This is a genomic window from Microbacterium allomyrinae (assembly GCF_020682705.1).
Lineage (GTDB): Bacteria > Actinomycetota > Actinomycetes > Actinomycetales > Microbacteriaceae > Microbacterium > Microbacterium allomyrinae.
The window spans coordinates 27,746-53,127 of record NZ_JAGTTN010000010.1; the positions used below are offsets into that span (position 1 = coordinate 27,746).

The 25,382-nt window shown below is 69.4% G+C and carries 23 protein-coding genes; 9 read left to right on the forward strand and 14 right to left on the reverse strand.

Features of this window, described 5'->3' with window-relative positions; genetic code table 11:
• Positions 1 to 5: 5 nt before the first annotated feature.
• On the reverse strand, positions 6 to 905 hold the full coding sequence (gene ku / locus KEC57_RS18375; protein ID WP_229386149.1) for a non-homologous end joining protein Ku: 900 nt from the start codon (positions 903 to 905) through the stop codon (positions 6 to 8).
• A gap of 60 nt (positions 906 to 965) precedes the next feature.
• On the opposite strand from ku, the gene KEC57_RS18380 reads away from it, so the two are divergent.
• Positions 966 to 3,470, forward strand: coding sequence for an ATP-dependent DNA ligase (locus KEC57_RS18380; RefSeq protein ID WP_229386150.1), 2,505 nt, complete (start codon positions 966 to 968; stop codon positions 3,468 to 3,470).
• A 14-nt stretch (positions 3,471 to 3,484) separates the two neighbouring features.
• Here KEC57_RS18380 and KEC57_RS18385 read toward each other — a convergent pair whose 3' ends face one another.
• From KEC57_RS18385 to murI, 4 genes are all read right to left on the reverse strand, one after another.
• On the reverse strand, positions 3,485 to 4,396 hold the full coding sequence (locus KEC57_RS18385; RefSeq protein WP_229386151.1) for a cation diffusion facilitator family transporter: 912 nt from the start codon (positions 4,394 to 4,396) through the stop codon (positions 3,485 to 3,487).
• 83 nt (positions 4,397 to 4,479) lie between these two features.
• Complete coding sequence (rdgB, locus tag KEC57_RS18390) at positions 4,480 to 5,088, reverse strand: RdgB/HAM1 family non-canonical purine NTP pyrophosphatase (RefSeq protein WP_229386152.1); 609 nt, start codon at positions 5,086 to 5,088, stop codon at positions 4,480 to 4,482.
• A gap of 3 nt (positions 5,089 to 5,091) precedes the next feature.
• Positions 5,092 to 5,853, reverse strand: a complete 762-nt coding sequence (gene rph, locus KEC57_RS18395) for a ribonuclease PH (protein ID WP_229386153.1) — start codon at positions 5,851 to 5,853, stop codon at positions 5,092 to 5,094.
• 115 nt (positions 5,854 to 5,968) lie between these two features.
• On the reverse strand, positions 5,969 to 6,787 hold the full coding sequence (gene murI, locus KEC57_RS18400; protein ID WP_229386154.1) for a glutamate racemase: 819 nt from the start codon (positions 6,785 to 6,787) through the stop codon (positions 5,969 to 5,971).
• A 41-nt stretch (positions 6,788 to 6,828) separates the two neighbouring features.
• On the opposite strand from murI, the gene KEC57_RS18405 reads away from it, so the two are divergent.
• Complete coding sequence (locus KEC57_RS18405; RefSeq protein WP_229386155.1) at positions 6,829 to 8,160, forward strand: nicotinate phosphoribosyltransferase; 1,332 nt, start codon at positions 6,829 to 6,831, stop codon at positions 8,158 to 8,160.
• Positions 8,161 to 8,191: 31 nt separating this feature from the next.
• Here the strand turns inward: KEC57_RS18405 and KEC57_RS18410 are convergent, their stop codons facing one another.
• From KEC57_RS18410 to KEC57_RS18420, 3 genes are read right to left on the reverse strand one after another with little or no spacing between them, the layout of a single operon-like run.
• Positions 8,192 to 8,458, reverse strand: coding sequence for a DUF3039 domain-containing protein (locus KEC57_RS18410; RefSeq protein ID WP_229386156.1), 267 nt, complete (start codon positions 8,456 to 8,458; stop codon positions 8,192 to 8,194).
• A gap of 52 nt (positions 8,459 to 8,510) precedes the next feature.
• The gene (locus KEC57_RS18415) at positions 8,511 to 10,079 is read right to left on the reverse strand and encodes a hypothetical protein (RefSeq protein WP_229386157.1); all 1,569 of its coding nucleotides are present in this window, start codon (positions 10,077 to 10,079) and stop codon (positions 8,511 to 8,513) included.
• Positions 10,055 to 11,536, reverse strand: coding sequence for an ATP-binding cassette domain-containing protein (locus KEC57_RS18420; protein WP_229386158.1), 1,482 nt, complete (start codon positions 11,534 to 11,536; stop codon positions 10,055 to 10,057). The genes KEC57_RS18415 and KEC57_RS18420 overlap by 25 nt, the downstream gene beginning before the upstream one ends.
• Before the next feature lie 199 nt (positions 11,537 to 11,735).
• Between KEC57_RS18420 and KEC57_RS18425 the strand changes: the two genes are divergently transcribed.
• From KEC57_RS18425 to KEC57_RS18445, 5 genes are all read left to right on the forward strand, one after another.
• Complete coding sequence (locus KEC57_RS18425; protein WP_229386159.1) at positions 11,736 to 12,428, forward strand: phosphocholine cytidylyltransferase family protein; 693 nt, start codon at positions 11,736 to 11,738, stop codon at positions 12,426 to 12,428.
• A 45-nt stretch (positions 12,429 to 12,473) separates the two neighbouring features.
• Positions 12,474 to 13,391 carry a hypothetical protein gene (locus KEC57_RS18430; protein WP_229386160.1) on the forward strand — a complete coding sequence of 306 codons (918 nt, stop codon included), beginning with the start codon at positions 12,474 to 12,476 and terminating at the stop codon, positions 13,389 to 13,391.
• Between the two features lie 108 nt (positions 13,392 to 13,499).
• Entirely contained in the window at positions 13,500 to 13,802 is a 303-nt protein-coding gene (locus KEC57_RS18435; RefSeq protein WP_229386161.1) for a hypothetical protein, read from the forward strand.
• Positions 13,803 to 13,836: 34 nt separating this feature from the next.
• The gene (locus KEC57_RS18440; RefSeq protein ID WP_229386162.1) at positions 13,837 to 14,103 is read left to right on the forward strand and encodes a hypothetical protein; all 267 of its coding nucleotides are present in this window, start codon (positions 13,837 to 13,839) and stop codon (positions 14,101 to 14,103) included.
• Between the two features lie 52 nt (positions 14,104 to 14,155).
• Positions 14,156 to 15,532, forward strand: a complete 1,377-nt coding sequence (locus KEC57_RS18445; protein WP_229386163.1) for a maltokinase N-terminal cap-like domain-containing protein — start codon at positions 14,156 to 14,158, stop codon at positions 15,530 to 15,532.
• 23 nt (positions 15,533 to 15,555) lie between these two features.
• Here the strand turns inward: KEC57_RS18445 and KEC57_RS18450 are convergent, their stop codons facing one another.
• Entirely contained in the window at positions 15,556 to 16,845 is a 1,290-nt protein-coding gene (locus KEC57_RS18450; RefSeq protein ID WP_229386164.1) for a CDP-glycerol glycerophosphotransferase family protein, read from the reverse strand.
• Positions 16,846 to 16,954: 109 nt separating this feature from the next.
• Here KEC57_RS18450 and KEC57_RS18455 point away from each other — a divergent pair, with 109 nt between their 5' ends.
• Positions 16,955 to 17,980, forward strand: a complete 1,026-nt coding sequence (locus KEC57_RS18455) for a glycosyltransferase family 2 protein (protein ID WP_267492858.1) — start codon at positions 16,955 to 16,957, stop codon at positions 17,978 to 17,980.
• A 54-nt stretch (positions 17,981 to 18,034) separates the two neighbouring features.
• Here KEC57_RS18455 and KEC57_RS18460 read toward each other — a convergent pair whose 3' ends face one another.
• The 3 genes from KEC57_RS18460 to KEC57_RS18470 are packed head-to-tail and all read right to left on the reverse strand — an operon-like array spanning position 18,035 to position 22,628.
• Positions 18,035 to 19,489 carry a CDP-glycerol glycerophosphotransferase family protein gene (locus tag KEC57_RS18460; protein WP_229386166.1) on the reverse strand — a complete coding sequence of 485 codons (1,455 nt, stop codon included), beginning with the start codon at positions 19,487 to 19,489 and terminating at the stop codon, positions 18,035 to 18,037.
• Positions 19,486 to 20,823 (reverse strand): CDP-glycerol glycerophosphotransferase family protein, encoded by a 1,338-nt coding sequence (locus tag KEC57_RS18465; protein WP_229386167.1) that lies wholly within the window; start codon positions 20,821 to 20,823, stop codon positions 19,486 to 19,488. The genes KEC57_RS18460 and KEC57_RS18465 overlap by 4 nt, the downstream gene beginning before the upstream one ends.
• Positions 20,824 to 20,864: 41 nt before the next feature.
• Positions 20,865 to 22,628 (reverse strand): S1C family serine protease, encoded by a 1,764-nt coding sequence (locus KEC57_RS18470; RefSeq protein WP_229386168.1) that lies wholly within the window; start codon positions 22,626 to 22,628, stop codon positions 20,865 to 20,867.
• A gap of 115 nt (positions 22,629 to 22,743) precedes the next feature.
• Here KEC57_RS18470 and KEC57_RS18475 point away from each other — a divergent pair, with 115 nt between their 5' ends.
• Positions 22,744 to 23,943: an aminotransferase class I/II-fold pyridoxal phosphate-dependent enzyme gene (locus KEC57_RS18475; RefSeq protein ID WP_229386169.1), complete on the forward strand. Its 1,200-nt coding sequence runs from the start codon at positions 22,744 to 22,746 to the stop codon at positions 23,941 to 23,943.
• A gap of 49 nt (positions 23,944 to 23,992) precedes the next feature.
• Here KEC57_RS18475 and KEC57_RS18480 read toward each other — a convergent pair whose 3' ends face one another.
• Complete coding sequence (locus KEC57_RS18480) at positions 23,993 to 24,802, reverse strand: carbon-nitrogen hydrolase family protein (RefSeq protein ID WP_229386170.1); 810 nt, start codon at positions 24,800 to 24,802, stop codon at positions 23,993 to 23,995.
• Positions 24,799 to 25,314, reverse strand: a complete 516-nt coding sequence (locus KEC57_RS18485; RefSeq protein WP_229386171.1) for a DUF6328 family protein — start codon at positions 25,312 to 25,314, stop codon at positions 24,799 to 24,801. Before KEC57_RS18485 ends, KEC57_RS18480 begins: the two co-directional genes overlap by 4 nt.
• Positions 25,315 to 25,382 lie beyond the last annotated feature (68 nt).

Here is a 25,382-nt window from a genome sequence, read left to right on the forward strand (position 1 = left end):
AACGATCAGGACGCCTTCTTCTTCGCCGCAGGCTTCTTGCCGGACGCCTTGGAAGAGGACTTCGCGGGCGCTCCGGCGTCCTTCCTGCCCGACGTCGTCTTCGATCCGCCCTCGCGCGCCGCGCGCGACTTCTCCACGCTCGCCCGCAGGGCCGCCATGAGGTCGATGACCTCCCCGCCGGTCTCTTCGGCCTCGTGCTCGCCGAAAGTCTCGGTGGTGTCGAGCGCATCGCCCTTCTCGAGCTTCGCGTCGATGAGCGTGCGCAGCTCCTGCTGGTACTCGTCGGTGAACTCCTCGGGGTCGAAGTCGCTCGCGAAGCTCTCGACCAGCGAGGCCGAGAGCTCGAGCTCCTTCGCCGAGATCCGCACCGGCTCGTCGAGCGCCGGGAACGCCGCCTCACGCACCTCGTCGGCCCACAGCAGAGTCTGCAGCACGAGCACGTCACCGCGAACTCGCAAGGCCGCCAGACGCGTCTTCTGACGTAGCGAGAACCGCACGATCGCGGTGCGATCAGTCTGCTCCAGTGTCTTGCGCAGCAGCACGTACGCTTTCGGCGACGTCGAATCCGGTTCGAGGTAGTACGCCTTGTCGAGGGTCAGCAGATCGATCTGCTCGCTCGGCACGAACTCGACCACGTCGATCTCACGACTGCGCTCAGCGGGCAGCGATGCGAGGTCGTCGGAGGTGAGCACAACAGTGCGCTCGCCGTCGTCGTAGGCCTTGTCGATGTCTTGGAATGCGACGATCTCGCCGCATATCTCGCACTTGCGCTGATAGCGGATGCGCCCGCCGTCCGTGTTGTGCACCTGATGCAGCGAGACATCGTGGTCCTCGGTCGCGGAGTACACCTTGACCGGGACGTTGACGAGTCCGAACGTCAGCGCACCCTTCCAGATCGCCCTCATCACACCAGTACACACCTGTCACAGCACCCACGGCTACCCTGAGCCCAATACCCTGGGCGCATGGCGGGCGACGAGCAGCTGGTGAGCATCGGCGGCCGCCGCCTGCGTGTCACCAATCTCGGCAAGGTGCTGTACCCCGAGACGGGCACCACCAAGGGCGAGGTGCTCGACTATTACTCGCGCATCGCGCCGCTGCTGATTCCGCACGTGATCGGCAGGCCCGTGACCCGCAAGCGCTGGCCCGAAGGAGTCGATCACCCCGACTTCTTCGCAAAGGATCTCGAACGCGGGGCGCCGCCCTGGGTACGACGGATGCCGATCCCGCACTCGACGGGGACGAAGGACTACCCCCTGATCGGCGACGTTCCCACCCTCGTCTACCTCGCGCAGGTCGCCAGCCTCGAACTGCACGTGCCGCAGTGGCGCTTCGATGCCGACGGGGATCGCGGCAACCCCGACCGGATCGTGCTGGACCTGGACCCCGGTCCCGGGGTGGGCCTCACCGAGTGCGCTCAGGTCGCCCGCTGGGCGCGCGAGATCCTGCAGGGCATGGGGCTGGAGCCGTACCCCGTGACGAGCGGCAGCAAGGGCATCCATCTGTATGCCGCCCTGCCCGGCACCCAGACGAGCGATGAGGTCTCGATGGTGGCCAAGGAGCTCGCCCGAGCGATCGAGGCGGACCATCCCGACCTCGTGGTGAGCGAGATGGCCAAGGCGGCCCGCGGCGGCCGGGTCTTCATCGACTGGAGCCAGAACAACGGCGCGAAGACGACGATCGCCCCGTACTCGCTGCGCGGCCGAGCCCGCCCGACGGTGGCGGCGCCGCGGACGTGGGACGAGCTGGACGACCTGGATCTGCGCCACCTCGAATTCGATGAGGTGCTCGAACGCGCCGACGAGTTCGGCGATCCGATGGCCGCCCTCGGATTCCACGCGGGTGGACGCGAGTCCCCCCACGGCCCACTCGCCGCCTACATCTCCAAGCGCAGCGCAGGGCGCACACCGGAGCCGGTCCCCTCGAACGCCCTCGGCGAGGCATCCGCCACGAGCGCCCCCGCCGACCATCGCGAGCTTCCGCTCTTCGTGATCCAGGAGCACCACGCGAGCCGCCTCCACTGGGACCTGCGCCTCGAACGCGACGGCGTGCTGGTGAGCTGGGCCGTGCCGCGCGGCATCCCGCATTCGACGAAGCGCAACAACCTCGCCGTCATGACCGAGGATCATCCGATGCAGTACGCGTCGTTCGAGGGCACGATTCCTCAGGGCGAGTACGGCGCCGGCACCATGACGATCTGGGACGACGGTCGCTACGAGCTCGAGAAGTGGCGCGACGACGAGGTCATCTTCACCGCGGAGGGGCGACCCGGCGGTCCCCTCGGCCGGGTTCGCCTCGCACTCATCCGCACGGAGGGCGCGGGCGAGAGATCGCAGTGGCTGCTGCACCGTATGAAGACCGATGCCGCGGGCAGGCCGCAGCCGGACGGCGAGGTCGTGGCGGCATCCGAGCACGGCTCCACGGCTTCCACGGACGACGCGTCGCACGCCGATCCGCCGCCGGCTGCGAGCGCTCCGCCGCCGTCGCAGCTGCGTCCGATGCTCGCGACGCACGCGTCGCCGGGCATCGCCCGCCGCGCGGCACAGGACTGGGCCGATGCCGGAGAGCACGGCGAGCCCTGGGCCGAGGTGAAGTGGGACGGCATCCGCGCGATCGGCGTGTGGGATGGCCGGCGGCTGCTTCTGCGCGCCCGCAGCGGCAACGACATCACCGCGAAGTATCCCGAGCTCACGCGCGTCGACGCAGGCCTCGGACCGGATCCGGCGGTCGTCGACGGCGAGATCGTCGCACTCGACGTTCAGGGGCGCCCGAGTTTTCCGCGCCTGCAGGCGCGGATGAATCTGTCCAAGCCACGCGAGATCGAACGCGAAGCGCCCCGCACCCCAGTGCACTACTACCTCTTCGACGTGCTGTCTCACGCGGGGACGGATGCCGCGCCGCTGCCGCTCGCGCAGCGCCGTGGGATCCTCGAGTCCCTCGCCCGAGGGACGATCGATCGCATCGTCGTGCCGCCGGTGTTCGAAGACGTGGACGCCGCTCTCGCCGCCAGCCATCGCTTCGGACTCGAGGGCGTCGTGGTGAAGAACCCCGCCTCGTCCTACCGCCGGGGTCTGCGCTCGGAAGACTGGCTCAAGGTCAAACTCACCCGCACGCAGGAGGTCGTGATCGGCGCGATCCGTCCCGGCCGGGGCGGCCGTTCCGGCGGCATCGGATCGCTGCTGGTGGGTGTGCCCGACGGGGACATCATCCGCTATGCCGGGCGCGTCGGCTCCGGATTCTCGGACGCCACCCTCGCGCATCTGGATGCGGTGCTCACGCCGCTGCGCACGGACGAGAACCCGTTCGAGGGCGTGCCCGCCCTCGACGCGAGGGACGCCCTGTGGGTGCGACCGGAAGTGGTCGGCGAGGTCGAGTTCGCCGAGTTCACACCGGGCGGCATCCTGCGCCAGGCCCGCTGGCGAGGTCTCCGCCCCGACAAGTCCCCCGCCGAGGTCCGCAGGGAGGACTGAGCGCAGACGCCCGGCTACGCGTGCGCGTCGTGCTCGACGTGGCCCGACGGCTCCAGCTGGAACGTCGAGTGCTCCACGTCGAAGTGCTGCGACAGGCACGTCTGGAGCTGGCTGAGGATGCCGGCGGCACGCCCGTCCCTCAGCGTCGCATCATCGACGACCACGTGCGCCGTGAAGACCGGTGCTCCGCGCGTGAGCTGCCACACGTGCACGTCGTGGACATCGACAACCCCGGGGGTGGCGAGGATGTGGTCGCGGATCTCGCGCACGTGGGTGCCCTTGGGCGCGGACTCGGCGAGGACCGACACGACCTCGCGCAGCAGCCCGATCGCACGGGGGATGATCATCGCGGCGATGAACAGCGAGGCGATCGCGTCGGCCTGCGCCCAGCCTGTCGTGACAATCACGACGGCGGCGACGATGACGGCCGCCGATCCGATCAGGTCGCCCATCACCTCGAGATATGCACCGCGCACGTTGATGCTGTGACGCTGCGCCGAACTCAGCAGCCACATCGCAACCGCGTTGGCGATCAGGCCGATGATGGCGACGATCAGCATCAGCCCGCCCGCAACCTCGACCTCATCAGGATCCATCAGGCGCAGGACCGCCTCGAACGCCACCCACACAGAGAGCGCGATGAGGATGATCCCGTTGACGAGTGCCCCGAACACCTCGGCGCGCTGATAACCGAAGGTGCGTCGGTCGTTCGCGGGCCTCGCGGCGACCGTGCTCGCGATCAGCGCGATCACGAGGGCCGCGGCATCGGTGAACATGTGGGCCGCGTCCGCGAGCAACGCGAGGGATCCCGATAGGGCGGCGCCGACGATCTGCACGACCATGACCGTCGCGGTGATCGCGAGAGAGATCGCGAGCAGACGGCGGTTGCCGGTGCCTCGGATCCCTGTCGGCGCGTGATCGTGCATGTGCCCAGGCTAAGCCCGGGATCCGGCTGCGGGCGGCTGTGTCGCCTAGTCGGGAATGATCGTGATTCTCACTTCCGCCCGGGTCACAGCGCGGTGAGCAGCGGCACCAGCGAAGCGAACGCGCGAGAGCGGTGCGAGGCCGCGTTCTTCTCGCTCGCGCCCCATTCGCCGATCGTGCGCTCGGCATCGGCGGGCTGCCCGTCCGGGATGAAGATCGGGTCGTACCCGAAGCCGCCGCCGCCTGAAGCCGCCTCGGCGAGACGGCCTGGCCACACCCCTGTCACCACGTGCTCGCCCGTCTCCACCTCGCCCGGGATCACGAGCGCGATCGTCGACACGAACTGCGCCGTACGGTGCGGATCGCGGATGTCGGAGAGCTGGTCCAGAAGCAGATTCAGGTTGGCCACGGCATCCTTCGCGTGTCCCGCCCAGTACGCCGAGAAGACTCCGGGCGCGCCTCCGAGCACATCGACGCAGATGCCGGAATCGTCGGCGAGAGCAGGCAGACCGGTGTGCAATGCCGCGGCACGGGCTTTGATGAGCGCGTTCTCGGCGAAGGTGACGCCGTCCTCGACGGGCTCGGGGCCGTCGTAGCCGACCACCTCGACGTCGGGGCGCGTGGCTGCGACGATGGCCTGGAACTCCTCGACCTTGTGCGGGTTGTGGGTGGCGAGGACGATCTGGCGCGGCATCCGTCAGTTTCCTGCTTCGACCGGCTCGGCAATCGGGTTCAGACTCGTGAGCTGGTGTTCGCGCAGCGTGCCGCAGCCCGCGACTCCCAGCTCCAGCAGCGCGTCGAGCTCGCGCTTGTCGAAAGGCGCACCCTCGGCGGTGCCCTGCACCTCGACGAACAGGCCGCGGCCCGTCACGACGACGTTCATGTCGGTCTCGGCGCGCACGTCCTCGACGTAGGCCAGGTCGAGCATGGGCTCGCCGTCGATGATCCCGACCGAGACGGCGGCGACGGAGTCGATGAGCACCTGCGACTTCTGAGCGATGAACTTCTTCGTCCGGCCCCACTCGATCGCATCCGCGAGCGCGACGTACGCACCGGTGATCGCCGCGGTACGCGTTCCGCCGTCCGCCTGCAGCACGTCGCAGTCGATCACGATGGTGTTCTCGCCGAGCGCCTTCGTGTCGACCACCGCGCGCAGAGCGCGACCGATCAGACGCGAGATCTCGTGCGTGCGTCCGCCGACCTTGCCCTTCACGCTCTCGCGGTCGTTGCGGCTGTTGGTCGCACGCGGCAGCATCGCGTACTCGGCGGTCACCCACCCCTTGCCCTTGCCCGTCAGCCACCGCGGCACTCCGTTGGTGAACGACGCGGTGCAGAGCACTTTCGTGCCGCCGAACGAGATCAGCGCCGACCCCTCGGCGTGGCTCGACCACCCGCGTTCGATCGTGATCGGGCGCAGCTGGTCCACGGTGCGCCCATCGGCGCGAACGATCTCCGTCATTTCTCTCCTCTTCGGGTGGGACGTGTCTCGAAGTTCATCGGTTTCGTCGGTTGGATCCAATGGACTTCGGGACATACAGCGATGTGATGTGCGACACGGTCGTCTCGGCCACGAGTCAACGAGGAAGGTCGATCGCCCCGGTCTGCACGAGCCGGACGGTGCTCACCTCACGGCCCATCAGGCGGTGCGCGAGGCTCAGGAACTCGTCGGCCGACGCGCCCGTGGCCTCGTAGACGTGGGTGGGCGCGGCATCGGCACCCGCCAGCAGGTCGCGAGAGACCAGCTGGCGGTACACGTCCTTCGCCGTCTCGGTGTCGCTCGACACGAGACTGACGTCGGGACCCATGACGTAGCTGATGGCGCCCTCGAGGAACGGGTAGTGGGTGCAGCCGAGCACGAGCGTGTCTACGCCGGAGTGCCGCAGCGGCGCAAGGTATTCCTCGGCGACGGCGAGCACCTCGGGCGAATCCGTCACGCCCGCCTCGACGAACTCGACGAACCGGGGGCACGCCTGCGCGAAGACCGTCAGCCGCTCGTTGACCTCGAGCATGTCCTGGTACGCGCCCGACCCGATGGTGCCGGCGGTGCCGATCACCCCGATGCGGCCGTTGCGCGTCGTCGACATCGCGGTGCGCACCGCCGGACCGATCACCTCGACCACGGGCACGCTGTACCGCTCGCGGGCGTCGCGCAGCATCGCCGCGGATGCCGTGTTGCAGGCGATCACGAGCATCTTCACGCCCTCGTCGACGAGCGCGTCGAGCACCTCGAGCGAATACCGGCGCACGTCCGCGATGGGCTTCGGTCCGTACGGAGAGCGGGCCGTGTCGCCCACGTAGAGGATCGACTCGCGCGGCAACTGCGCCGAGACCGCCCGCGCGACGGTGAGCCCGCCGACCCCGGAGTCGAAGATTCCGATCGGCGCATCGTTCACGATGAACCAGCCTACGCCAGGCGGTCAGTAGGCTGACCCGCATGAGCGACTCGCGCAGCCTCGCCCTGCACACCGACCGCTACGAACTCACCATGCTCGATGCCGCTCTGCGAGACGGCACCGCTGGTCGTCGCTGCGTGTTCGAGCTCTTCGGGCGCCGCCTCTCCGGAGGACGACGCTTCGGCGTCGTCGCGGGGACCGGTCGCCTTCTCGAGCTCATCAGAGACTTCCGATTCGGCGAGGACGAGCTTCGGTTCCTCCGCGACGAGCGGGTGGTGGATGCCGCGACGCTCGACTTCCTGGAGGGGTACCGCTTCACCGGATCGATCACCGGTTACCGCGAGGGAGAGCTGTATTTCCCCGGCTCGCCGATCCTGACGATCGAAGGCACGTTCGCCGAGGCGGTCGTGCTCGAGACCCTCGCCCTCAGCGTCCTGAACCACGACTCCGCGGTCGCAACCGCCGCGGCTCGCATGAGCGTCGCGGCCGGCGACCGGCCGCTCGCCGAGATGGGCTCGCGTCGTGCGGGCGAGTCTTCGGCGATCGCCGCCGCCCGTGCCGCGTACATCGCCGGATTCGGCGCGACGTCCAACCTCGAGGCGGGCCGTCGGTGGGGCATTCCCACGATGGGCACCGCCGCGCACGCGTGGACGCTGCTGCACGACACCGAGGAGGAGGCCTTCCGCTCGCAGATCGACGCACTCGGTGCGGGCACGACCCTCCTCGTCGACACCTATGACACGCGAGAGGGCGTGGCCACCGCCATCCGTGTGGCCGGCATCGAGCTGGGCGGAGTGCGCATCGACTCGGGCGACCTGCCACTGGTCGCCGCGGCGGTGCGCGCCCAGTTGGACGAGCTCGGTGCGACGAGCACGAAGATCACCGTGACGAGCGACCTCGACGAGTACGCGATCGCAGCACTCGCGGCATCCCCCGTCGATTCGTACGGTGTGGGAACGTCGGTCGTCACGGGATCCGGCACGCCGACCGCGGGCATGGTGTACAAGCTCGTCGCTCGCCAGGACGATGCGGGCGGCTGGGTGGCGGTGGCCAAGGCGTCGACCGACAAGGGATCCAAGGGCGGACGCAAAGCGGCGTTCCGCGTCCTCGATGCCGGCACCGCCACGAGCGAGCTGATCATCATCTCTGACGGGTTCGAGGACCTCTCGACCGCGAAGGCACATCCGGACGCCAGGGCTCTGCAGGTGGCGCTCGTCGTCGACGGCGAACCGGAGGCTGCGCACGGGGGAATCGCGGGCGTCGAGGCGGCGCGCGCCCATCATTCGCGTGTGCGCGAAGAACTCCCGGTCCGCGCTCTCGCCCTCAGCCGATCGGATCCGGCCATCCCCACGGTCTACCGCGACGCGTCGTAACGACCCGGGCGCCGGGGCGCGGGTGGGAAGATCAGCCGCCGAGGGACTCGTAGATCTCTTTGCACGTCGGGCAGACGGGGAACTTCTCGGGATCCCGGCCCGGCGTCCACTTCTTGCCGCAGAGTGCGCGAACCGGCTTTCCGGTGATCGCCGACTCGAGGATCTTGTCCTTCTTCACGTAGTGCGAGAAGCGCTCATGATCGCCGGGTTCGATGTTCTCTTCACGAATGAGCTCTTCAAGCTCTCGATCGAGGGTCGCCAGGCCCCCCTGGTCCGGGCTTTCCAGCGGAGTGCTCATGGTCTGCCAGTGTAGTCGCGCGCGGTGCTGCGGGGGCCTGTCCAGCCCCACGTCAGGTCGACTCCGCGAACTCCATCAGCCTGCCGCCTCGACGCTCGAAGACCGCTGACCCGATCGCCACTCCGATGACGAGTACGCCGAGCCCGATCGCGATGCCGCCCCACAAAGCGGTCGTCGCGGCCTCGGTGTCGCCTCCCAGCGCGAGCCACGCCCACCACAGCACCGGAGCCGTCACCACGAGCACCCCGAGCATGACGAGCGCCTGAGCGATCGCGCCGCCCGCACCGGTGCGCTGAGGCTGCTGGAAGGGACTCTCGCCGGGGCGGGACACCGCGTACGGCGCGACGACCGAAGACACGCTCGACAATCCGAGGCCCGCGAGGAAGAGCGATGCGCAGACCCCCACCATCGGCAGGAGCATCGCCCATCGGCCATGCAGCGAGATCGCCACAGGGATCGCGATCGCGAGCAGCGGCACCCCGACGAGCAGCACGGGCACCAGCCGGCCGATACGGTCAGACGCGCCCCGTACCCCGCTGGCGACATGCATCCATACCGCTGTCGAGTCGTAGGCGAGGTCGTTGTGCGGAAGCCAGCCCAGGAACAGCGCGGCGAAAGGCACCGGGACGAGCGCCACCAGCTGCGGCGGCACTCCAGCGATGAGCAGCGGCACCGCTGTGATCACCGCGGCGAACGGGATCACGATCGCGTTCACGACGTAGCGGCGGTCCCCGAACCAGTAGATGAGACTGCGCGCGGCGATCGCGCCTCCCGGTGTTCCGGGCGCGACCGCGAACCAGCCGATCCCCCCGCGATCGCGTCCGGACGTCGGCCGCTCGGTGGTCGTCAGCAGCCGTCGCACCGCCCACGCCCACAGGATTCCCAGTGCGGCGATCGTGGCGAGCGCAACCGCAAGAGTCAGCCCGACCTCGCCGCTTCCGGCAGCGATGAGACCGGGCAGGGCCCACGCCGCACCGATCGGAGTCCGCGCGAGCGTTGCCACCGCATCCACGAGCTGGCTCGGCACCGTTCCGCCCCACTCGAGCGACGCGAAGAAGACGCCCACCGGCACGACGACGACCAGGACCGCGAGGACGAACACGCCGGAGAGCTCGCGCGAGCGCCGCTCACGCAGGAACAGAGACGCGAGTGCCATGCATACTCGGGCCAGCAGACTGCAGGTCAGGATGCCGAGCACGACCCCGGTGACGGCGGCGGCGGCCGGGGCGCCGTGATCGATCCACACCAGCGCAGCGCAGATGCTCACGGCCAGCAGCGCCAGGATCGGGACGCTGACGAGGCCGACGAGGGCGAGCACCGCGGCGAGGCGCCCCCGCGGCAGTCCCAGGACCGCGAAGCGACGCGGGTCGAGAGGATCCTCCGCCGCACCGAACAACGGGGCCAAGGCGAAGCCGAGAGTCACGGCCGAACCTCCCAGCACCATGACCGCCAACAGCACGTCGGAATCGGCGCTGCGCAGTGTCAGGAGCGCCCAGCACGCGGCGGCGGTGGCGCCGGCGAGCAGCACAAGACCCACGACCAGGCGGACCACATGACCCGCATCGCCGCGGAGAGTGCCGAACAGCAGTGCGAACCTCAGTCGGAGAACGTGTGCAGCCACTCCAGGCCCTCCACGTCGCTGAGCCCGCCCGCGAGCTCGACGAAGCGCTGTTCGAGGGTGAGTTCGCCGCGCACTTCGTCGACGGTGCCTTCGGCGAGCACCTGGCCCGCGACGATCACGGCGACACGTGTGCAGACCCTTTCCACGAACTCCATGCCATGGCTCGACAGGATCACCGTGCCGCCGTGGGCGACGTAGGCGGACAGGATGTCGAGGATGATCGCGCTGGAGACGGGATCCACTGCCTCGAAGGGTTCGTCGAGTACGAGCAGCCTCGGCGAATGGATCAGGGCGCCTGCGAGCATGACCTTCTTGAGCATTCCCGCCGAATAGTCCGAGACGCTTCGGCCGAGCGCGTCCTCGAGATCGAAGGCGCGCGCGAGATCGGCCGTGCGGCTCTCGACCGCGGCTGCGGGAAGTCCGCGCAGAACGCCGTAGTAGTAGAGCAGCTGTCGTCCGCTGAGCCGGTCGAAGGTGCGCAGCCGATCGGGGAGAACGCCCATGAGCTTCTTCGCCGCGAGCGGCTTCGCTGCGGCATCCACGCCCCCGACCTGAATCGACCCGTGATCGGGCTGAAGCAGGCCCGCGATCATCGAGAGGGTGGTCGTCTTGCCGGCGCCGTTGGGGCCGACCAGCCCATAGAACGTGCCGGCGGGCACGGTCAGGTCGATGCCCTCCACCGCATGGGTGCTGCCGAATCGCTTGCTGACGCCGCGCAGGACGAGCACGTCGCCCGCCGCCGCCGGCAGAACCGCCGGCGCCACGAGGACGCTCTCCGGCCCGGCGTCTGCATCGGGCTCGGCAAGTGTCTCGGGCTCTCCCACCGGCTCGATCCCGGTCTCGGGCGTCGTCTCGAGATCCGAGGCGGTGTCGCTTTCGGGGAGCGCGTCACTCTCGGGCGCGGCGCCCGGTTCGGGCAGCGCGTCGGGTTCGGGCTCGGACTCGGTGGCGACGTCGAGGTCGGCGTCGCGCTCGGCGATGGATTCGACGTCGGGCTCGCTCTCGGCACCCGCGTCCGCCTCGTCGTTACCCGCGTCGGCTTCGGCTACGTCGGCGTCTGCTTCGACGACGGCTTCGGCTTCCGCTTCGACCACGGCTTCCGCTTCGGCTTCGGCTTCGGCTTCGTCGTCGCCCGACACGAGCGGGGCAGGCGGCAGTGGCGGCCTGGGGGGAACGACGATGCCGGCGGCGACGATCGCGGCAACGTCCAGATCGGTGGGCAACGGTGGGGGCGGCCCCGGGTGGACGGCTTCCACAGGCGCCGAAGCCGGCATCGGAGGCACGACGGGACGCTCGGTCTTCGGGGCCGGCCTCGCCTTCTTCTTTCGAGGTGTCGCAGGTGCCCTGCGCTCGCCGGACGTCGCCTTTGCGGCCGGAAGCCGCACCACCGGCGTGCCGGAGTGACGATCCGGCTCTTCCGGATCGATGTCATTCGGCACCGGGAGGGAGGCTGTCACCGAACCAACGTATCAAGCGCCTCTTCAGACGGGGCGGTTCCGTGTCGCCGAGTCTCGGCATCCGCGTTATGTCACAAGTTCGCAACGGCGGCCGATCATTCTGCACGTTCCCAGATGCCATCGCTACCATGGACCCGGCACGAAGGGGTGTCTCGTCGGTGAACCGATAGTGAAATCGTAGACTTTTCAGGAGCAGACTTTGACCCTTCAGACCGTCATCCTCGCAGCCGGCATGGGCTCGCGACTCGGACGCAGCCTGCCGAAGCCGCTCACGGAACTCAGCGACGGCCGCAGCATCATGAAGCAGCAGCACGACAACATCCGCGCCGCTTTCGGCACCGATGCGAAGATCACGACCGTCGTCGGCTACCGCGCAGAGACGATCGTCGAGGCCTTCCCCGAGGTCGACTACGTCTACAACGACCGCTACGACCAGACCAACACCTCCAAGAGCCTGCTTCGCGCGCTCGCGAAGACCGGCCGGGGCGGCGTGCTCTGGATGAACGGCGATGTCGTCTTCGACCCGCTCGTTCTCGGCCGCGCCATCGATCTCATCGAACGCGACCAGTCCTTCGTCACCGTCAACACGTCGAAGGTCAGCGACGAAGAGGTGAAGTACACCGTCACCTCGGAGGGTTTCATCAAGGAGCTTTCGAAGACCGTGAAGGGTGGCATCGGCGAAGCCGTCGGCATCAACTACATCTCGAGCGGTGACAAGAAGTCGTTCATCCGTCACCTGACCCGTGTCGACGATCAGGACTACTTCGAGCGCGGCCTCGAGCTCGCGATCGCCGAGGACGGCGTGCTTCTCGAGCCGCTCGACATCTCGGACCTGTACGCCGTCGAGGTCGACTTCGCCGAAGACCTGGAACGCGCGAACCTGTACGTCTGATCGATTCCGGGCGAGCGCTCAGCGGCCGCCCGTAGGCTGACTCCGATGGTCGAGAAGGTGCACAGCATCCACTCCCTGCCGGGTGACTCTCCCTGGCAGGGCGGTCTGCCGCCTGCCGGCTCGGCGGAGCACCCTCGATCGATCCGTGCCCTCGACCGGGTCCTCGCGATCCAGCGCCCCATCGTACTCGCGCATCTGCGGAGTATTCGGCTCCGGCATCCGGCCGCCGGGCCCGCCGACATCGTGCGGATCCTCGAGCGTCGCTATCTGGCCGCCGTCACGACCGGCGGCGCCGCGGTGGGTGCGACAGCCGTCGTCCCGGGGATCGGGACGGGCGTCACGCTGGCGCTGAGCGGGGTCGAGACCGTGGCCTTCCTCGAGGCGACGGCACTCTTCGCCCAGTCTGTTGCCGAGGTGCACGGCATCCCGGTCGCGGATCCCGACCGTGCGCGGGCGCTCGTGCTGACGCTGATGCTCGGAAAGGAGGGCGTGGATCTGGTCGCTCAGCTCGCCGGGCAGGCCGTCGGAAGAGCTCCTACCCGCGACAAGTACTGGGGCGAGCTGATCACCAAGACTCTCCCCCGCGCCGCCATGGGCCCTCTCGTCGATCGACTCAAGACGACCTTCATCCACCAGTTCGCGGTACGCGGCGGGGCATCCTGGATCGGCAAGGCGCTGCCGTTCGGCATCGGCGCCGCGATCGGCGGCGCGGGCAACAACATCCTCGGACGACGTGTGCTGGTGAACTCGCGCCGGGCCTTCGGCATGCCGCCCGCGATTCTCCCGGTGGATATCGAGCCGAAGCCAGGCACTCTTCGCGTCGAGCGCGCCGCAAGTCGCGGCATCCGTCGCGCGGGCGAAGCGGTCGTCGGCGGGGTGACACGCGGCGCCGCGACCGTCGGACGCCTCGGCGGCAAGGTGGTCCGCCGCTCTCCGCCGGAGATCGAGTCGTCACAGGACTGAGCCTCGCCTCCTCCCCCGGGCATGCCGCTCTCCGCGTTTCCACAGGGCCGGCGCGAAGCGGGGGAATGAGGGATGCCCGCGTCGGATGCCGCGCCTACCGTGGCGGCCATGCTTCGAGCGATCGATCCCGACGAACCCCGGCCTACCTCGGCCTATCGCGTGCCATGGCGCATCGATCAGGTCTACGAGCGGCATCCTCTCATCATCAACGTCGGACCCGCCGCCGTGGACTTCGTGCGTGTCTTCGTAGACCTGGGGCGCCGTTCGACGACCGAGGAATGGGGGCAGATGCTCCCGGGGGACACCGCCGAAGTGTGCCTCTGCGACGCCGATCCGGCCGGGGGGCTCGTGACCATTGCATGGTTTCGGCCGGAGGATGGTGTGGAGTACCTGTGGCGTTTCGCGATGTGACGCGCAACGCCGCCCACGGGGTGAGAATGGGCCCATGGGACTCTTCAGTCAAAGACCGGAGGAGCCGACCGAGTGGGCCGGCCTGCCTTCCGAGCCCGCCCGCGCAGAGTCTGCCGCGGAACGGCTCTCGGACGTCGCGGCCGGCGACCTGGGAGGCCTTGACATCGCGGGCCTTGCGACCGGCACCACCGGCACGAGCACATCGCACATCGCCATCGAGTCGATCGTGATCCCGGTCGAACCCGGGATCGAGATCGCCGGTTCCGAATCGTCCAACCGCGACGGACCAAGCGTCCGGTAAGCGCTTGCTGTGGTCCTCGACAGGACCGCCCTGCGGGCATAGCCTCACATGTATGGACAGCACGTTGGCGTGCCTGGCGGCATGGATGCCGAGACAGCGCTGGTACGCCGCGAAAGGGCGCCCGCCGAGCCTGCGACTGGTCTCGTGGTGGGACCTTCCGTCCCACGAGGCCGGCGCCGATGTACGCGTGCGCACGTTCCTCGTCGCCGATGAGGGCGCTCTGCCCACGGTGCTGTATCAGATACCTGTGGTCGCCCGGGCGACCGAGACGGTCACCGCAGACCCGGCGCATGTGATCGGGAGCCCGGAGCCGGGAACGGTCTTCATCGACGGGCCTTTCGATCCCGCGTATACGTCGGCGCTCCTGCAACTCGTCCTGCGCGGCGGTGACGCCTTCGGCCCCCAGACCGTCGCCGTCGGGCACCACACCGGCCTCGTGGCGTCCGAGGAGTCCCCGACCGGCCGCGTCGTGACCGGAGAGCAGTCCAACACCTCGGTGATCTACGCCGATGCGCGGATCCCCGTGATCTGCAAGGTGTACCGGCAGCTGCACGGCGGGTTCAATCCCGATATCGAGTTGCAGACCGCTCTCGCCGACGACGGCTCTCCTCGTGTTCCGCGCACGATCGGATGGGTCGAGGGCACATGGCCGGACCTCGCGACCGCGCACGGCACGGTCAATGGGTCATTGGCGTTCGCCCAGGAGTTCCTTCCCGATGTCGACGACGCGTGGCGCGCGGCTCTTCTCTCCGCTGCACGCGGAGTCGACTTCCATGAACCCGCCTTCGCGCTCGGCACCGCGACGGCCGAAGTGCATCTGGCCCTCGGGCACCTCTTTCCGACGCGGCCGGCTTCGCCTGCGGATCGTCGCGATACTGCCGCGACCTGGGCTCGCCGTCTTGCGATCGCCATCGCCGAGGTCCCCGAGATCGCCGAGCGTCGCGAGGCCGCCGAGTCGGTGTACCACCGCGCGCTCGAGGTCGACTGGCCGCCGCTGCAACGGATCCACGGGGACTACCACCTCGGACAGGTGCTCGAGGTGCCCGGCCGCGGCTGGGTGCTGCTCGACTTCGAGGGTGAGCCGATGCGTCCGATGCTCGAGCGCATCCGTCCCGATCTCGCACTCCGAGACGTCGCGGGCATGCTCCGCTCGTTCGACTATGTCGCGGGCTCGCTGCGCCTCGACGACCCCGAGCGCTCGCCCCAGACCATGCGCGAGTGGGCCCGCGGCGCGCGACAGGCCTTCGTGAGCGGGTATGCCGCCGCGACGGGCACCACCCTCGACCCGCGGCATCCGCTGCTCGCCGCCCTCGAACTCGACAAAGCCGTCTACGAAGCGACCTACGAGGCCCGCAATCGACCGACGTGGGTCGCGATCCCCCTACGGGCCATCGCCCGGCTCGTGGAGCGCCCTGCGGCGGTCGCGTGAGGCGGCAGCGGCTCGGTCGTGGCTCAGCCTTCTACGGCGTCGTCGAGCTCGGCCTCGTCGGGGTCGGGTTCGTCCTCCTCGGTCTCTTCGACCGAGCGCGCGTACCAGCGATCCCACTCGTCCATGAGGTGCTGTACAGCGCCGTGGAAGCGTGCGGTGGCGGCCCCCGGAGCCGCGTCGCCGAAGTAGTGCTGCACCCACTGCTCGAGGCGTGCGACTGCATCCGGGTCGTCCAGCACCCGCTGAGTCTCTGCGACGATATCCGGAGCGGAAGCGGCATCCAGCCACTCGCACGCCGAGAGGTAGCCGTGCGTGTCGATCGCCGCCGCAGCATCGGCGGGCCGCGTGATCATGAGGGGCTTGTCGGCGGCCAGCCGGTCGTACACCATTGCCGAGATGTCGACGATGGCGACGTCGGCGGCCGCGAGCTGCCATCCGAGATGCGGTCCATCGTCGAAGATGTGCTGGGCAGTCGGATCGGCGGCGTTCGCCGCAGCAAGTGCGGCGACGATGCGCCTGTTGCCGGCGCCGTACTCGGGGTTCACGACGCCCGAGCGCGGATGCGGCCGGTACACCACACGATGGCGCCCGGTGGCCAGGAGTGCGGTGACCAGCGCCTCGCCATGGGTGAGGATCGAGCCGTAGTGCGCAGACGGGCGATCGCCTTCCCACGTCGGCGCATAAAGCACCACGGTGCGATCGTCGGGCGGATACGGGAGCGTGCCCGAGTAGTGATCGGCCTGAGGGCGACCGATGTCGAGCGTGCGCCGTTCAACGTCGTAGTCCCACAGCACGCGCGACAGGCGTTCTCGCGCGGCCTGGCCGGCGACCATCGCGTAGTCGTACGCCTTGTACTGGTTCGTGGTCATGTACATCTTGTCGGACTCGCCGTGGTTGATGAACACGTGCCAGCGCCGGCCGTAGCGGAACATCTGGAAGTTGCGGGTGTTCTGGTTCACATACAGCACGACGCGGATGTCCTGCTTCGCGATGAAGCGCTCCAGATCCCGTACCGTCGGCACGAACGCCACGGGCGGCCCGTCTTCTGCCAGCAGCGCCTGCGCACCGGTCGCCGAGCGGCTGAGCACCACGACGGGCCAGGTCCTGCCCAGTTCGGCGAGCGGCTTGTACCACTGCCGCATCTGGTACATGTTCACCGCACCGTCGGCGAAGTACACGGCGACGCGATAGTGCAGCGGCGGATGCTTCGGAGCGGTTGCCAGCGTTCGCCGCACGTCGATGACGGCCGAACGACTGTTGACCGCCTTGCGGACGAGCGCGACCGCCTTCTTCGCATCCGAGACGAAACCCACGGGTCCAGCCTACCGAGGGGCGCCGTGACATGATCGACGCGTGCATGTCGAGCAGCCCGGGCGCAAGGACGCTCCGATCGTCCCTGCCGGCGCAGGCGTGACATTCGTGATGCCGGTGCTCAATGAGAGCGGCTACCTCCGGCGCGCGGTGGAGACCGTGCTCGCTCAGGATGTCGACGCTCCGATGGAGCTGATCCTCGCGCTCGGTCCATCCACCGACGGCACAAGCGAACTCGCGCGAGAACTCGCCCTCGAGGACCACCGCATCGTCCTGGTCGACAACCCCGCGGCCGATATCCCCGTCGGTCTCAATCTCGCCATTCGCGCGGGCCGCTACCCCACAGTGGTGCGGGTCGACGCGCATTCGGAGCTCGAGCCGTCGTACACGACCCACGCGCTCGCGACGCTGGATCGCGTCGGCGCGGCAAACGTGGGGGGCGTCATGCGCGCCGATGGCCGCACGCCGTTCCAGCGTGCGGTGGCGCGCGCGTACAACTCCCCCATCGGTCTCGGCGGCGGCGCCTATCACGGCGGTACGCAGGAGGGCGAGGCGGAATCGGCCTACCTCGGCGTGATGCGGCGAGCAGCGCTCGACGAGGTCGGGCTGTTCGACGAGACGATCCGACGCGGCGAGGATTGGGAGCTCAATCTGCGCATCCGGCGGGCCGGGTATCGCGTGTGGTTCGATCCGACGCTCTCGGTCACGTATTGGCCTCGCGAGAGCTGGGCGCGGCTCGTTCGGCAATTCTCGGCCACGGGCCGCTGGCGCGGGGAGCTGGTGCGCCGGTTCGGGCGAGGCAATTCGCTGCGCTTCTTCGCCCCGCCGGTACTCGTCCTGACGCTGCTGCTGGGCATCGTGGTCGGTGTGCTGCAGGCGACAGGCGTGCTGCAGGGGTGGTGGTCGCTCGCGGCATCCATCGTCTACCTGCCCGTGATCGCCTACGTGCTCCTCATCGCCGGGGTCTCCCTCGGGTCGGGAGGCGGGCACGGCTGGCGCGACAAGCTCTGGACCGCGGCCGTGCTGCCGACCATGCATCTGGCATGGGGCTGGGGATTCCTCATCGGGGTGCTGCGCGGCGCCCACGACACCGTCGACACCTCCCGTCTGGGCAGCCGGAACACCCCGCTGCCGTGACCTCGTCACGCACGAGGTGCCGAGCGCGGCATCGCGGGCCCGGGGGCGCAGCGCTCAGACGCCGGGGTCGATGAAGCCCTGATCGAGGATGCGGGTCACCACGCGTTCGGCGGCGTGCCCGTCGTCGCGCGCATTGAACTTCTCTCGCCACGCGGCGTACCGTGCGGCGTGGGACGACCCGTCATCGTCCTGGAGTGCCGTGACGAGCTCCTGCTGGGTGCGCACGACCGGTCCGGGCGCGTACGCGGCGAGGTCGAAGTAGAACCCGCGCAGCTCACCGCGGTAGTGCTCCATGTCGGGGACGAGGAAGTACATCGGCTTTCCGGTCACCGAGAAGTCGAACATGACCGATGAGTAGTCCGTGATCAGTGCGTCGGCGACCAGCAGCAGCTGCGACGTGTCGGGGAAGCCGGTGACGTCGATCACCCGCGGGCCCTCGGCATCCTTGCCAGGCAGCAGCGTGCGCGAGTGCCCTCGAACGAGAACCACGGCGTCGGCAGCGTCCGCCAGCGCCGCCGGATCCACGAAGTCCACGATCTCGGCGCGGTCGTCGCGCCACGTCGGTGCGTACAGGAGCACGCGCTCACCGGGCCGGATGCCCAGCGCCTCGCGCGTGGCAGAGCCGTCCCCGCCGTTCAGCACGTCGTTGCGCGGGTAGCCCTCCACCCAGATCGGGCGCGAGAGGAACGCGTACGCCTTGCCGAGGATCGTCGCGGCATACGGATTCTGTGCGAGCAGCACGTTCCAGCGCCGGGACTCGCGGATGACCGCCGCCATCCGTCGCGGATCGAAACCCGGACGGTGGAGCGCGAGACGCTTCAGGGGCGTGCCGTGCCACGTCTGCAGGACGACCTGGCCCTTGCGACGCACGAACCGGCGCCGAAGCCAGTCGTTCACGACGAGAAGTCGCGCCGAACCGCGTGCGCGCCACCACTCCGGACTGCCCTCGACGACCGGTACAGCGCCCTCTGGCACAGCGACCGACAGGTCCACGACGCTCCAGTAGCGAGTGACCCCGGGTGCCCGGCGGGCCAGCTCGCGATCGATCGCGAGGGGGTTGCAGCTGGCGTTGCGTCCATAGAAGCTCTCGAAGAAGACCGCGTTCTCGAATCCGGCAGGCCGTGTGGCATAGCGCCGTTCGAGGGCGTCCTGCCCTTCACCCGAGTCGTAGGCGGGATCCATCGGCGGGCCGATCCGCAGCGTGTCGCCGTCGAGCTGTGCACGGAGGGTGCCCAGCTGGGCGAGCGGCACGACATCGGAGGGGCGGATGCTGCCGCCCGCGGCATCCGTCATCCGAAGCTCGTATTCTCCCGCCGGCAGCGGCAGCGGCGGCCCGCCCCATCGGGCCGCGCGAAGAGGCAGCGTGGCCTTCCACGTCTTGCCGCGTCCCGTCAGCGTGGCCGATACCCGCGCACGCGGTCCGACGAGCTCGACGGAGGCGGGTCGTTCGCCTTCGCCCGAGAGCACGAGCGCCGCGCCGCCGTCCGTCCTGAAGCGAGCGTCGGTCATCGGGTTCCTTCCGTCGGGCGGGCATCGTCCGGGCCCACTTGCCGAGGGGCTCCGCGCAGCGCGCCGGCGATGCGTGGAGAGGGCGTCGGGACCATTCCGGCCAAGATCGCACGGTACACCCTCGCGGCATTGCCGCCGTCCCGGTACGCGTGGACGCGCTCACTGCGCGCCCGCGAGCGGGCGACGCGACGCTCACGCTCGGCGGCGTCGCCGAGGATGTCGTCGAGCTGTGCGGCCGCGCCGGACCAGTCCGTGGACCAATCGTCGCCGGCGACCTCGTCGTAGCGGCCGTAGAAGCCGCGGCGCTCTGCGTAGTCGTCGACGTCGGGTGCGAGGAACACGACCGGCAGCGGCACCAGAGCGGCATCGAACGCGAGCGACGAGTAGTCGGTGACGAGCGCATCGAGACCCGTCAGCAGCGGCGTCACGTCAGCGACCAGATCGCTGCCCAGAGGCTGCACACGGTCGGTCGGGAACGGCGGCGCGTACTCGCCCGCGCCGAGCGGATGCGATCGCACGAGCATGGTCGCGTCGTGGCGCGTGAGCACCTCGATGATCCTCGCCCACTCGGCATCGGTGGGGACGGCCGGATCCGCCGCGCCGTCACGCCACGTCGGGGCGTACAGCACGTACCGCGCCGAGGGATCTGCACGGGGCGCGGCGCGCCCGATCGCAGCCCGGGCATCCGCGCGGCGTTCATCCACCGCCCCTCGTGAGAGGACGTCGACCCTCGGCTCCCCGGTGACCGGTACCCGCGCGTCGGCGAGCGCGAACGCGGATTCGAGCCGGCCGCGCACCAGATGCGACGCGGCCGGGAGGATGCGGATGCGCCGCGCCGCGCCGCGGTACATCGCGCGAAGAAGACCGCGCAGGACGGGTGCCGCGGGTGTCCTCGCGATCATCGTCGGAACGCGGAGCGTCTCGGGCGAGTCGAGCCCGATGCGCTTGAGCGGGATGCCGTGCCATAGCTGGACCACGAAGGCGCCCGACACGGCATAACGATTGACGTCGCCGAATCCATGGGTCACGACGATGACACCGGCTCGGGCAGTGCGCCAGAGGCCCCGCGGCGAGCCTTTGCGAACGGTCGGGATGCCGCGGACCGCGGCGTCCCGCGCCTCACGGTCACTCGAGACCAGCCATACCGGCGTGCGTCCGTCGGCCACGGCCTCGTGCCAGAGCGCCAGAGCGCCATCGCCGATCCCGACGCCGCAGCCGAAAATCCATTGATCGCGTGAGCGCGGCACGACCAGAGTCAGCAGACGCCCCGCGGCATACAGCGGGATGGTCGCGAGCTTTCGCGCATTCCCCGCCCCGAACGAGAACGACGCCACCCCGCGAGCCTATCGCGGGGTGGCGGCCGAACTTCGTTCGCTTACTCTCCGAGCGCTCCGAGGGTCACATCCACCGTCCGCGTCTCACCATCACGCACGAGAGTCACTGTCGCGTCGCTGCCGGCGGCCGCGGCACGGACCTGCGCGGTGAGGTCGGTCGCATCGGTGATCGGCACACCGTTGAATCCGGTGACGATGTCGCCTTCCTGAATGCCGGCCGCCTCGGCCGCGCCGCCGGAAACGACCTCGGCGATGTACGCACCGGTGATGGTCGAGCCTTCGACGGATGCCGCCGGCTGAACGCTCGCGCCGAGGAGGCCGTGGGTCGCCTCGCCGTTCTCGATGAGCTCTCCGGTGATGCGCTCGACGACGTCGGAGGGGATCGAGAATCCGACGCCGATCGAGCCGGAGCCGTCCGACGAGCCGCCGGCCGTCGCGATCGCGACGTTGATGCCGATGAGCTTGCCTTCGGAGTCGACCAGCGCGCCCCCGGAGTTGCCCGGGTTGATCGCCGCATCGGTCTGGATGACGGCGATCGAGATCGACTGCGTCGCGGTCGTCTGCTGCTGACCCTGGCCGAAGTCGAACTGGAACGGGCTGTCCGTCTCGCCCTCGCCGTCGTCCTCCTGGGTGTCCTCGCTGTCGCCGGTGTCGGGCGCGGCCGACGAAGCGATCGCGATCGATCGGTTCAGCGCACTGACGATGCCCGTGGTCACGGTGTTCGCGAGTCCGAGCGGGGCTCCGACCGCGATCGTGGAGTCGCCCACGTTGAGCTTGCTCGAATCGGCGAACTCGATCGGGGTGAGGTCCTCCGCACCGACGAGCTTGATGACCGCGAGGTCGTAGGTCGGGTCGGTGCCGACGACCTCGGCGTCGTAGACGAAGCCATCCGAGGTCGTGACGCGGATCGTCGCATCGCCTGTCGCACCATCGAGGGTCACGACATGCGTGTTCGTCACGACATACCCGTCCTCGGTGAGCACGACGCCTGAGCCGGTGCCGCTGCCAGAGGAGCTGGATGCCTCGATCGTGACGACGCTCGGCACCACCTTCGCCGCGATCGCGGTGGTCTGGTTGACCGACTCGGTGTCGTTGACGGTCACCGTTGTGGGTCCGGCGACGGGACTGGTGCTCGTGGGAGCGAACCAGTTGACCCCCGCATACGCTCCACCGAGTCCTGCTGCGCCGCCGACGATGGCTGCCGCAACGATGAGCCCGACGACCTTGCCCGCACCGGAAGGCTTCTTGGGCGTCGTGGCGGTGGAGGCGGGAACGAGGGGCGCGGTTCCGGCGGGAAGCGTTCCCGTGGGAGCCGCGCCGGCTGGACCGAGCGGGAGGGTGGGCTGCGTGTCGGCGCCTTGTACGCCGAACGCAGCGCCCTGCGCCTGGCCCGCGTAGGACTGCGGGTAGGCGGCGGGCTGACCCGCGTAGCCCTGCGGCCGGGCGTAGGCGTGCGCCCCGGCCGGATAGCCTGCGGGCGGTGCCGGCTGCGTCGGCGCTGCGGGCGGGGTCGGAGCCTGCGCTGCGGGCGGGACTGCAGCGGGCGCTGCAGTCTCCTGCGGCGATGCGGGGGGCGCAGACTGCTGGACGGGGGGCACCGGCTGCGGCGCGGCTGCCGCCGCCTCAGCCGGCTGCGGGGGCTGCACCGGCGCGACGGGCTGCTGCGGGACCTCCACGGCCGTCGTCGGCGCGGCGGGCGGTGCGACGCCTGCCGGCGGCTCGGCCTGAGCCTGGGGCTCGGCGGAAACCACCTCGTTGGTGTCGGGGGTGTTGTCGTCGGGGCGGTCGCCCTGAGTGTCGCTCATGATTTCTCCTTCTGCCAGGCACTCACCACCTTGCCCACCGAGGCTGTGCGTTTCTTATGTCGCGGGTGGGACTCGTCTATGCAAACCACGAGAACAGGCCCTGTACCGTGAAGCGATGCGACAGATCCCCGGAGCCTGGCTCCGCACCGCAGCGGGAGCTGGACTCGTCGGCGACGACGGGTCGATCCGCCCCACCATCTTCGCCGAGATGTCGGCCCTCGCGGCCCGCACGGGTGCGATCAATCTCGGTCAGGGTTTCCCCGACGAGGACGGTCCGGCGATCGTACTCGAGGCCGCCCGCGCGGCGATCGCGAACGGTGTCAACCAGTACCCTCCGGGTCGAGGCATCCCCGACCTGCTCGCAGCGGTGGCCGAGCATCAGGAGCGCTTCTACGGGCTTCGGCTCGATCCCGCCCGTGACGTGCTCGTGACAGCAGGGGCGACCGAGGCCCTCGCCGCCACGCTGCTCGCCCTGCTGGACGATCCGGACGACGAGGTCGTGGTGTTCGAGCCGTTCTACGACTCGTACGCCGCGGTCGCCGCTCTCGCGGGGGCCCGGCTGGTGACGGTGCCGCTCCGATGGCCCGGGTTCCAGCCTGATCTCGGAGATCTCCGCGCGGCAGTGAATGATCGCACGCGCGTGATCCTCGTGAACGACCCGCATAATCCCACCGGCGCGGTCTTCACCGCCGAGGTGCGTGACGAGATCGTGCGCCTGGCGGAACGACACGATGCGGTCATCGTCACCGATGAGGTCTACGAGCACCTCGTGTTCGATGCGCCTCACGTGCCCATCGCCACTCTCCCCGGCGCGTGGGAGCGCACGCTCACGATCTCGTCCGCGGGCAAGACGTTCTCGACCACCGGCTGGAAGATCGGCTGGATCAGCGGGCCTGCGCCCCTCGTGGACGCCGTGCTCGCGGTCAAGCAGTTCTTGACTTACGTCAACGGGAGCCCGTTCCAGCCGGCGATCGCGACAGGGCTCCGCCTGGGCGACGAGTTCTTCCGGGGCATCGGCGCCACGCTACGAGCCAAGCGCGATCTGCTGGGAGAGGGCCTCCTCGCCGCGGGCTTCGACGTGTCGGTCCCGTCCGGCTCATACTTCACCGTCGCGGACGCAGGGCCTCTCGGAGCGAACGATGCCGCGGCGTTCTGCCGTGAGCTCCCCGAGCGCGCGGGGGTCGTGGCCATTCCCCTCACCGCGTTCGTCACCGCTGGGCGCCGCGCCGAATACGCCACTCTCGTGCGATTCGCCGCCTGCAAGCGCGTCGACGTGCTCGAGGACGCGGCATCCCGTCTCTCCGCCCTGAGATGAGCCGGCACCACGCGCGCCTCCTCGACGCCGATCGGTTGCGCACAGAGCCTCAGGAGTCTCGCGGTGTCACCCCGAACCGCCGCAGCCGCAGCGCGGGATTGACGCGCCGGATGCGTTCGAGCGCTGAGACATCGAGGTGCGCCACAGCGACATCGGTTGAGGTACCCACCGCTGCGAGCTCGACACCCTGCGGGTCGACGATGAGCGAGTTGCCCACCCCCAGTGGTGGCGGATGGTCCGCGGCGGCCACGAACACGGTGTTCTCGATCGCCCGAGCGTGCAGGAGGGTGCGCCAATGGTGTTCCTTGAGTGGACCCCGCACCCACTCGGCGGGAACGAGAAGGACGTCCGCCCCCGCATCGACGAGCGTCCGGCCCACTTCGGGGAAGCGCAGGTCGTAACAGGTCATCAGTCCGAAACGCAGCCCCGCCACCTCGAATGTCTCGGGCGTCGAGAGCTCCCCCGCCTCGACCCAGTCCGACTCCCGCTGGCCGAACGCGTCGTACAGGTGCAGCTTGCGGTAGTGCGCACGCAGCCCTTCCGCCGCCACCGCGACCACCGTGTTGCGCACGCGGCGTCCGTCAGCGGCCCGCTCGAGCAGGCCGGCAACCACCATCACGGCGTGGGTCTCGGCGATACGGGCGAGTGCCTGGACGAACGGGCCGTCGAGGTTCTGCGCGTTCTCGGCGAGCGAGGAGTCGAAGGGGTCGACGAAATAGCTCGAGTATTCGGGGAACACCACCAGGCGAGCGCCCCGGGCGGATGCCGTGGCCACCAGCTGCGCGATGGCCTCGAGGTTGGCGGCGGTGTCAGCCGTGGGCGCGAACTGCGCCACCCCGATCGCGACGGTACCGGTCATGGCCCCTCCTTCGTGCTCCGGTGACGCGCTCTGATGACGATGGGCGCGATGACCCACAGCACCACGATCACGCCCGCAAGCGCGCCCAACGCCCACCATCCCGCCGACCCGCCGACGACCACATCGAAGACGAACGCCACGACTCCCACCAACAGCACCGAGACCGTGAGCAGGGCGGTGATGAGGGCAGCGTGGCCGTAGGCGACCACGGCGCGCTTGGCGTGATGGCGGAACAGCACACGGTGCAGCGCGACCGGCGCCAGGGCGATGATCGCGCTCAGCGCCGACAGCACGACCAGTCCGAGGTAGACATTGCGCTGGCTCTCCGACAGATCGGCGAACGCGGGCTGGAAAGCGAGCGCCAGCAGGAACCCGGTGAGGATCTGGGTGCCGGTCTGCAGGACGCGAAGCTCTTGCAGCACCTCGATCCAGTTGCGGTCCGCGCGCTCTGCCGGCGACTCGTCGCGGCCGTCGACGATGTCGTCGTCGGGGTCGGAATCGCGCGCGGTCATGCCGTCATCCTCCCGCGCCGGATGCGACCGGAGCAACCGCGGCGGCCTCGTGTCGCGACCACTCCAAA

Coding starts and splice junctions, on each gene's coding strand:
- ku (WP_229386149.1), bottom strand. CDS start 905: ATGAGGGCGATCTGGAAGGGTGCGCTGACGTTCGGACTCGTCAACGTC.
- KEC57_RS18380 (WP_229386150.1), top strand. CDS start 966: ATGGCGGGCGACGAGCAGCTGGTGAGCATCGGCGGCCGCCGCCTGCGT.
- KEC57_RS18385 (WP_229386151.1), bottom strand. CDS start 4,396: ATGCACGATCACGCGCCGACAGGGATCCGAGGCACCGGCAACCGCCGT.
- rdgB (WP_229386152.1), bottom strand. CDS start 5,088: ATGCCGCGCCAGATCGTCCTCGCCACCCACAACCCGCACAAGGTCGAG.
- rph (WP_229386153.1), bottom strand. CDS start 5,853: ATGACGGAGATCGTTCGCGCCGATGGGCGCACCGTGGACCAGCTGCGC.
- KEC57_RS18405 (WP_229386155.1), top strand. CDS start 6,829: ATGAGCGACTCGCGCAGCCTCGCCCTGCACACCGACCGCTACGAACTC.
- KEC57_RS18410 (WP_229386156.1), bottom strand. CDS start 8,458: ATGAGCACTCCGCTGGAAAGCCCGGACCAGGGGGGCCTGGCGACCCTC.
- KEC57_RS18430 (WP_229386160.1), top strand. CDS start 12,474: ATGGTCGAGAAGGTGCACAGCATCCACTCCCTGCCGGGTGACTCTCCC.
- KEC57_RS18435 (WP_229386161.1), top strand. CDS start 13,500: ATGCTTCGAGCGATCGATCCCGACGAACCCCGGCCTACCTCGGCCTAT.
- KEC57_RS18440 (WP_229386162.1), top strand. CDS start 13,837: ATGGGACTCTTCAGTCAAAGACCGGAGGAGCCGACCGAGTGGGCCGGC.
- KEC57_RS18445 (WP_229386163.1), top strand. CDS start 14,156: ATGGACAGCACGTTGGCGTGCCTGGCGGCATGGATGCCGAGACAGCGC.
- KEC57_RS18455 (WP_267492858.1), top strand. CDS start 16,955: ATGCCGGTGCTCAATGAGAGCGGCTACCTCCGGCGCGCGGTGGAGACC.
- KEC57_RS18460 (WP_229386166.1), bottom strand. CDS start 19,489: ATGACCGACGCTCGCTTCAGGACGGACGGCGGCGCGGCGCTCGTGCTC.
- KEC57_RS18470 (WP_229386168.1), bottom strand. CDS start 22,628: ATGAGCGACACTCAGGGCGACCGCCCCGACGACAACACCCCCGACACC.
- KEC57_RS18475 (WP_229386169.1), top strand. CDS start 22,744: ATGCGACAGATCCCCGGAGCCTGGCTCCGCACCGCAGCGGGAGCTGGA.
- KEC57_RS18480 (WP_229386170.1), bottom strand. CDS start 24,802: ATGACCGGTACCGTCGCGATCGGGGTGGCGCAGTTCGCGCCCACGGCT.
- KEC57_RS18485 (WP_229386171.1), bottom strand. CDS start 25,314: ATGACCGCGCGCGATTCCGACCCCGACGACGACATCGTCGACGGCCGC.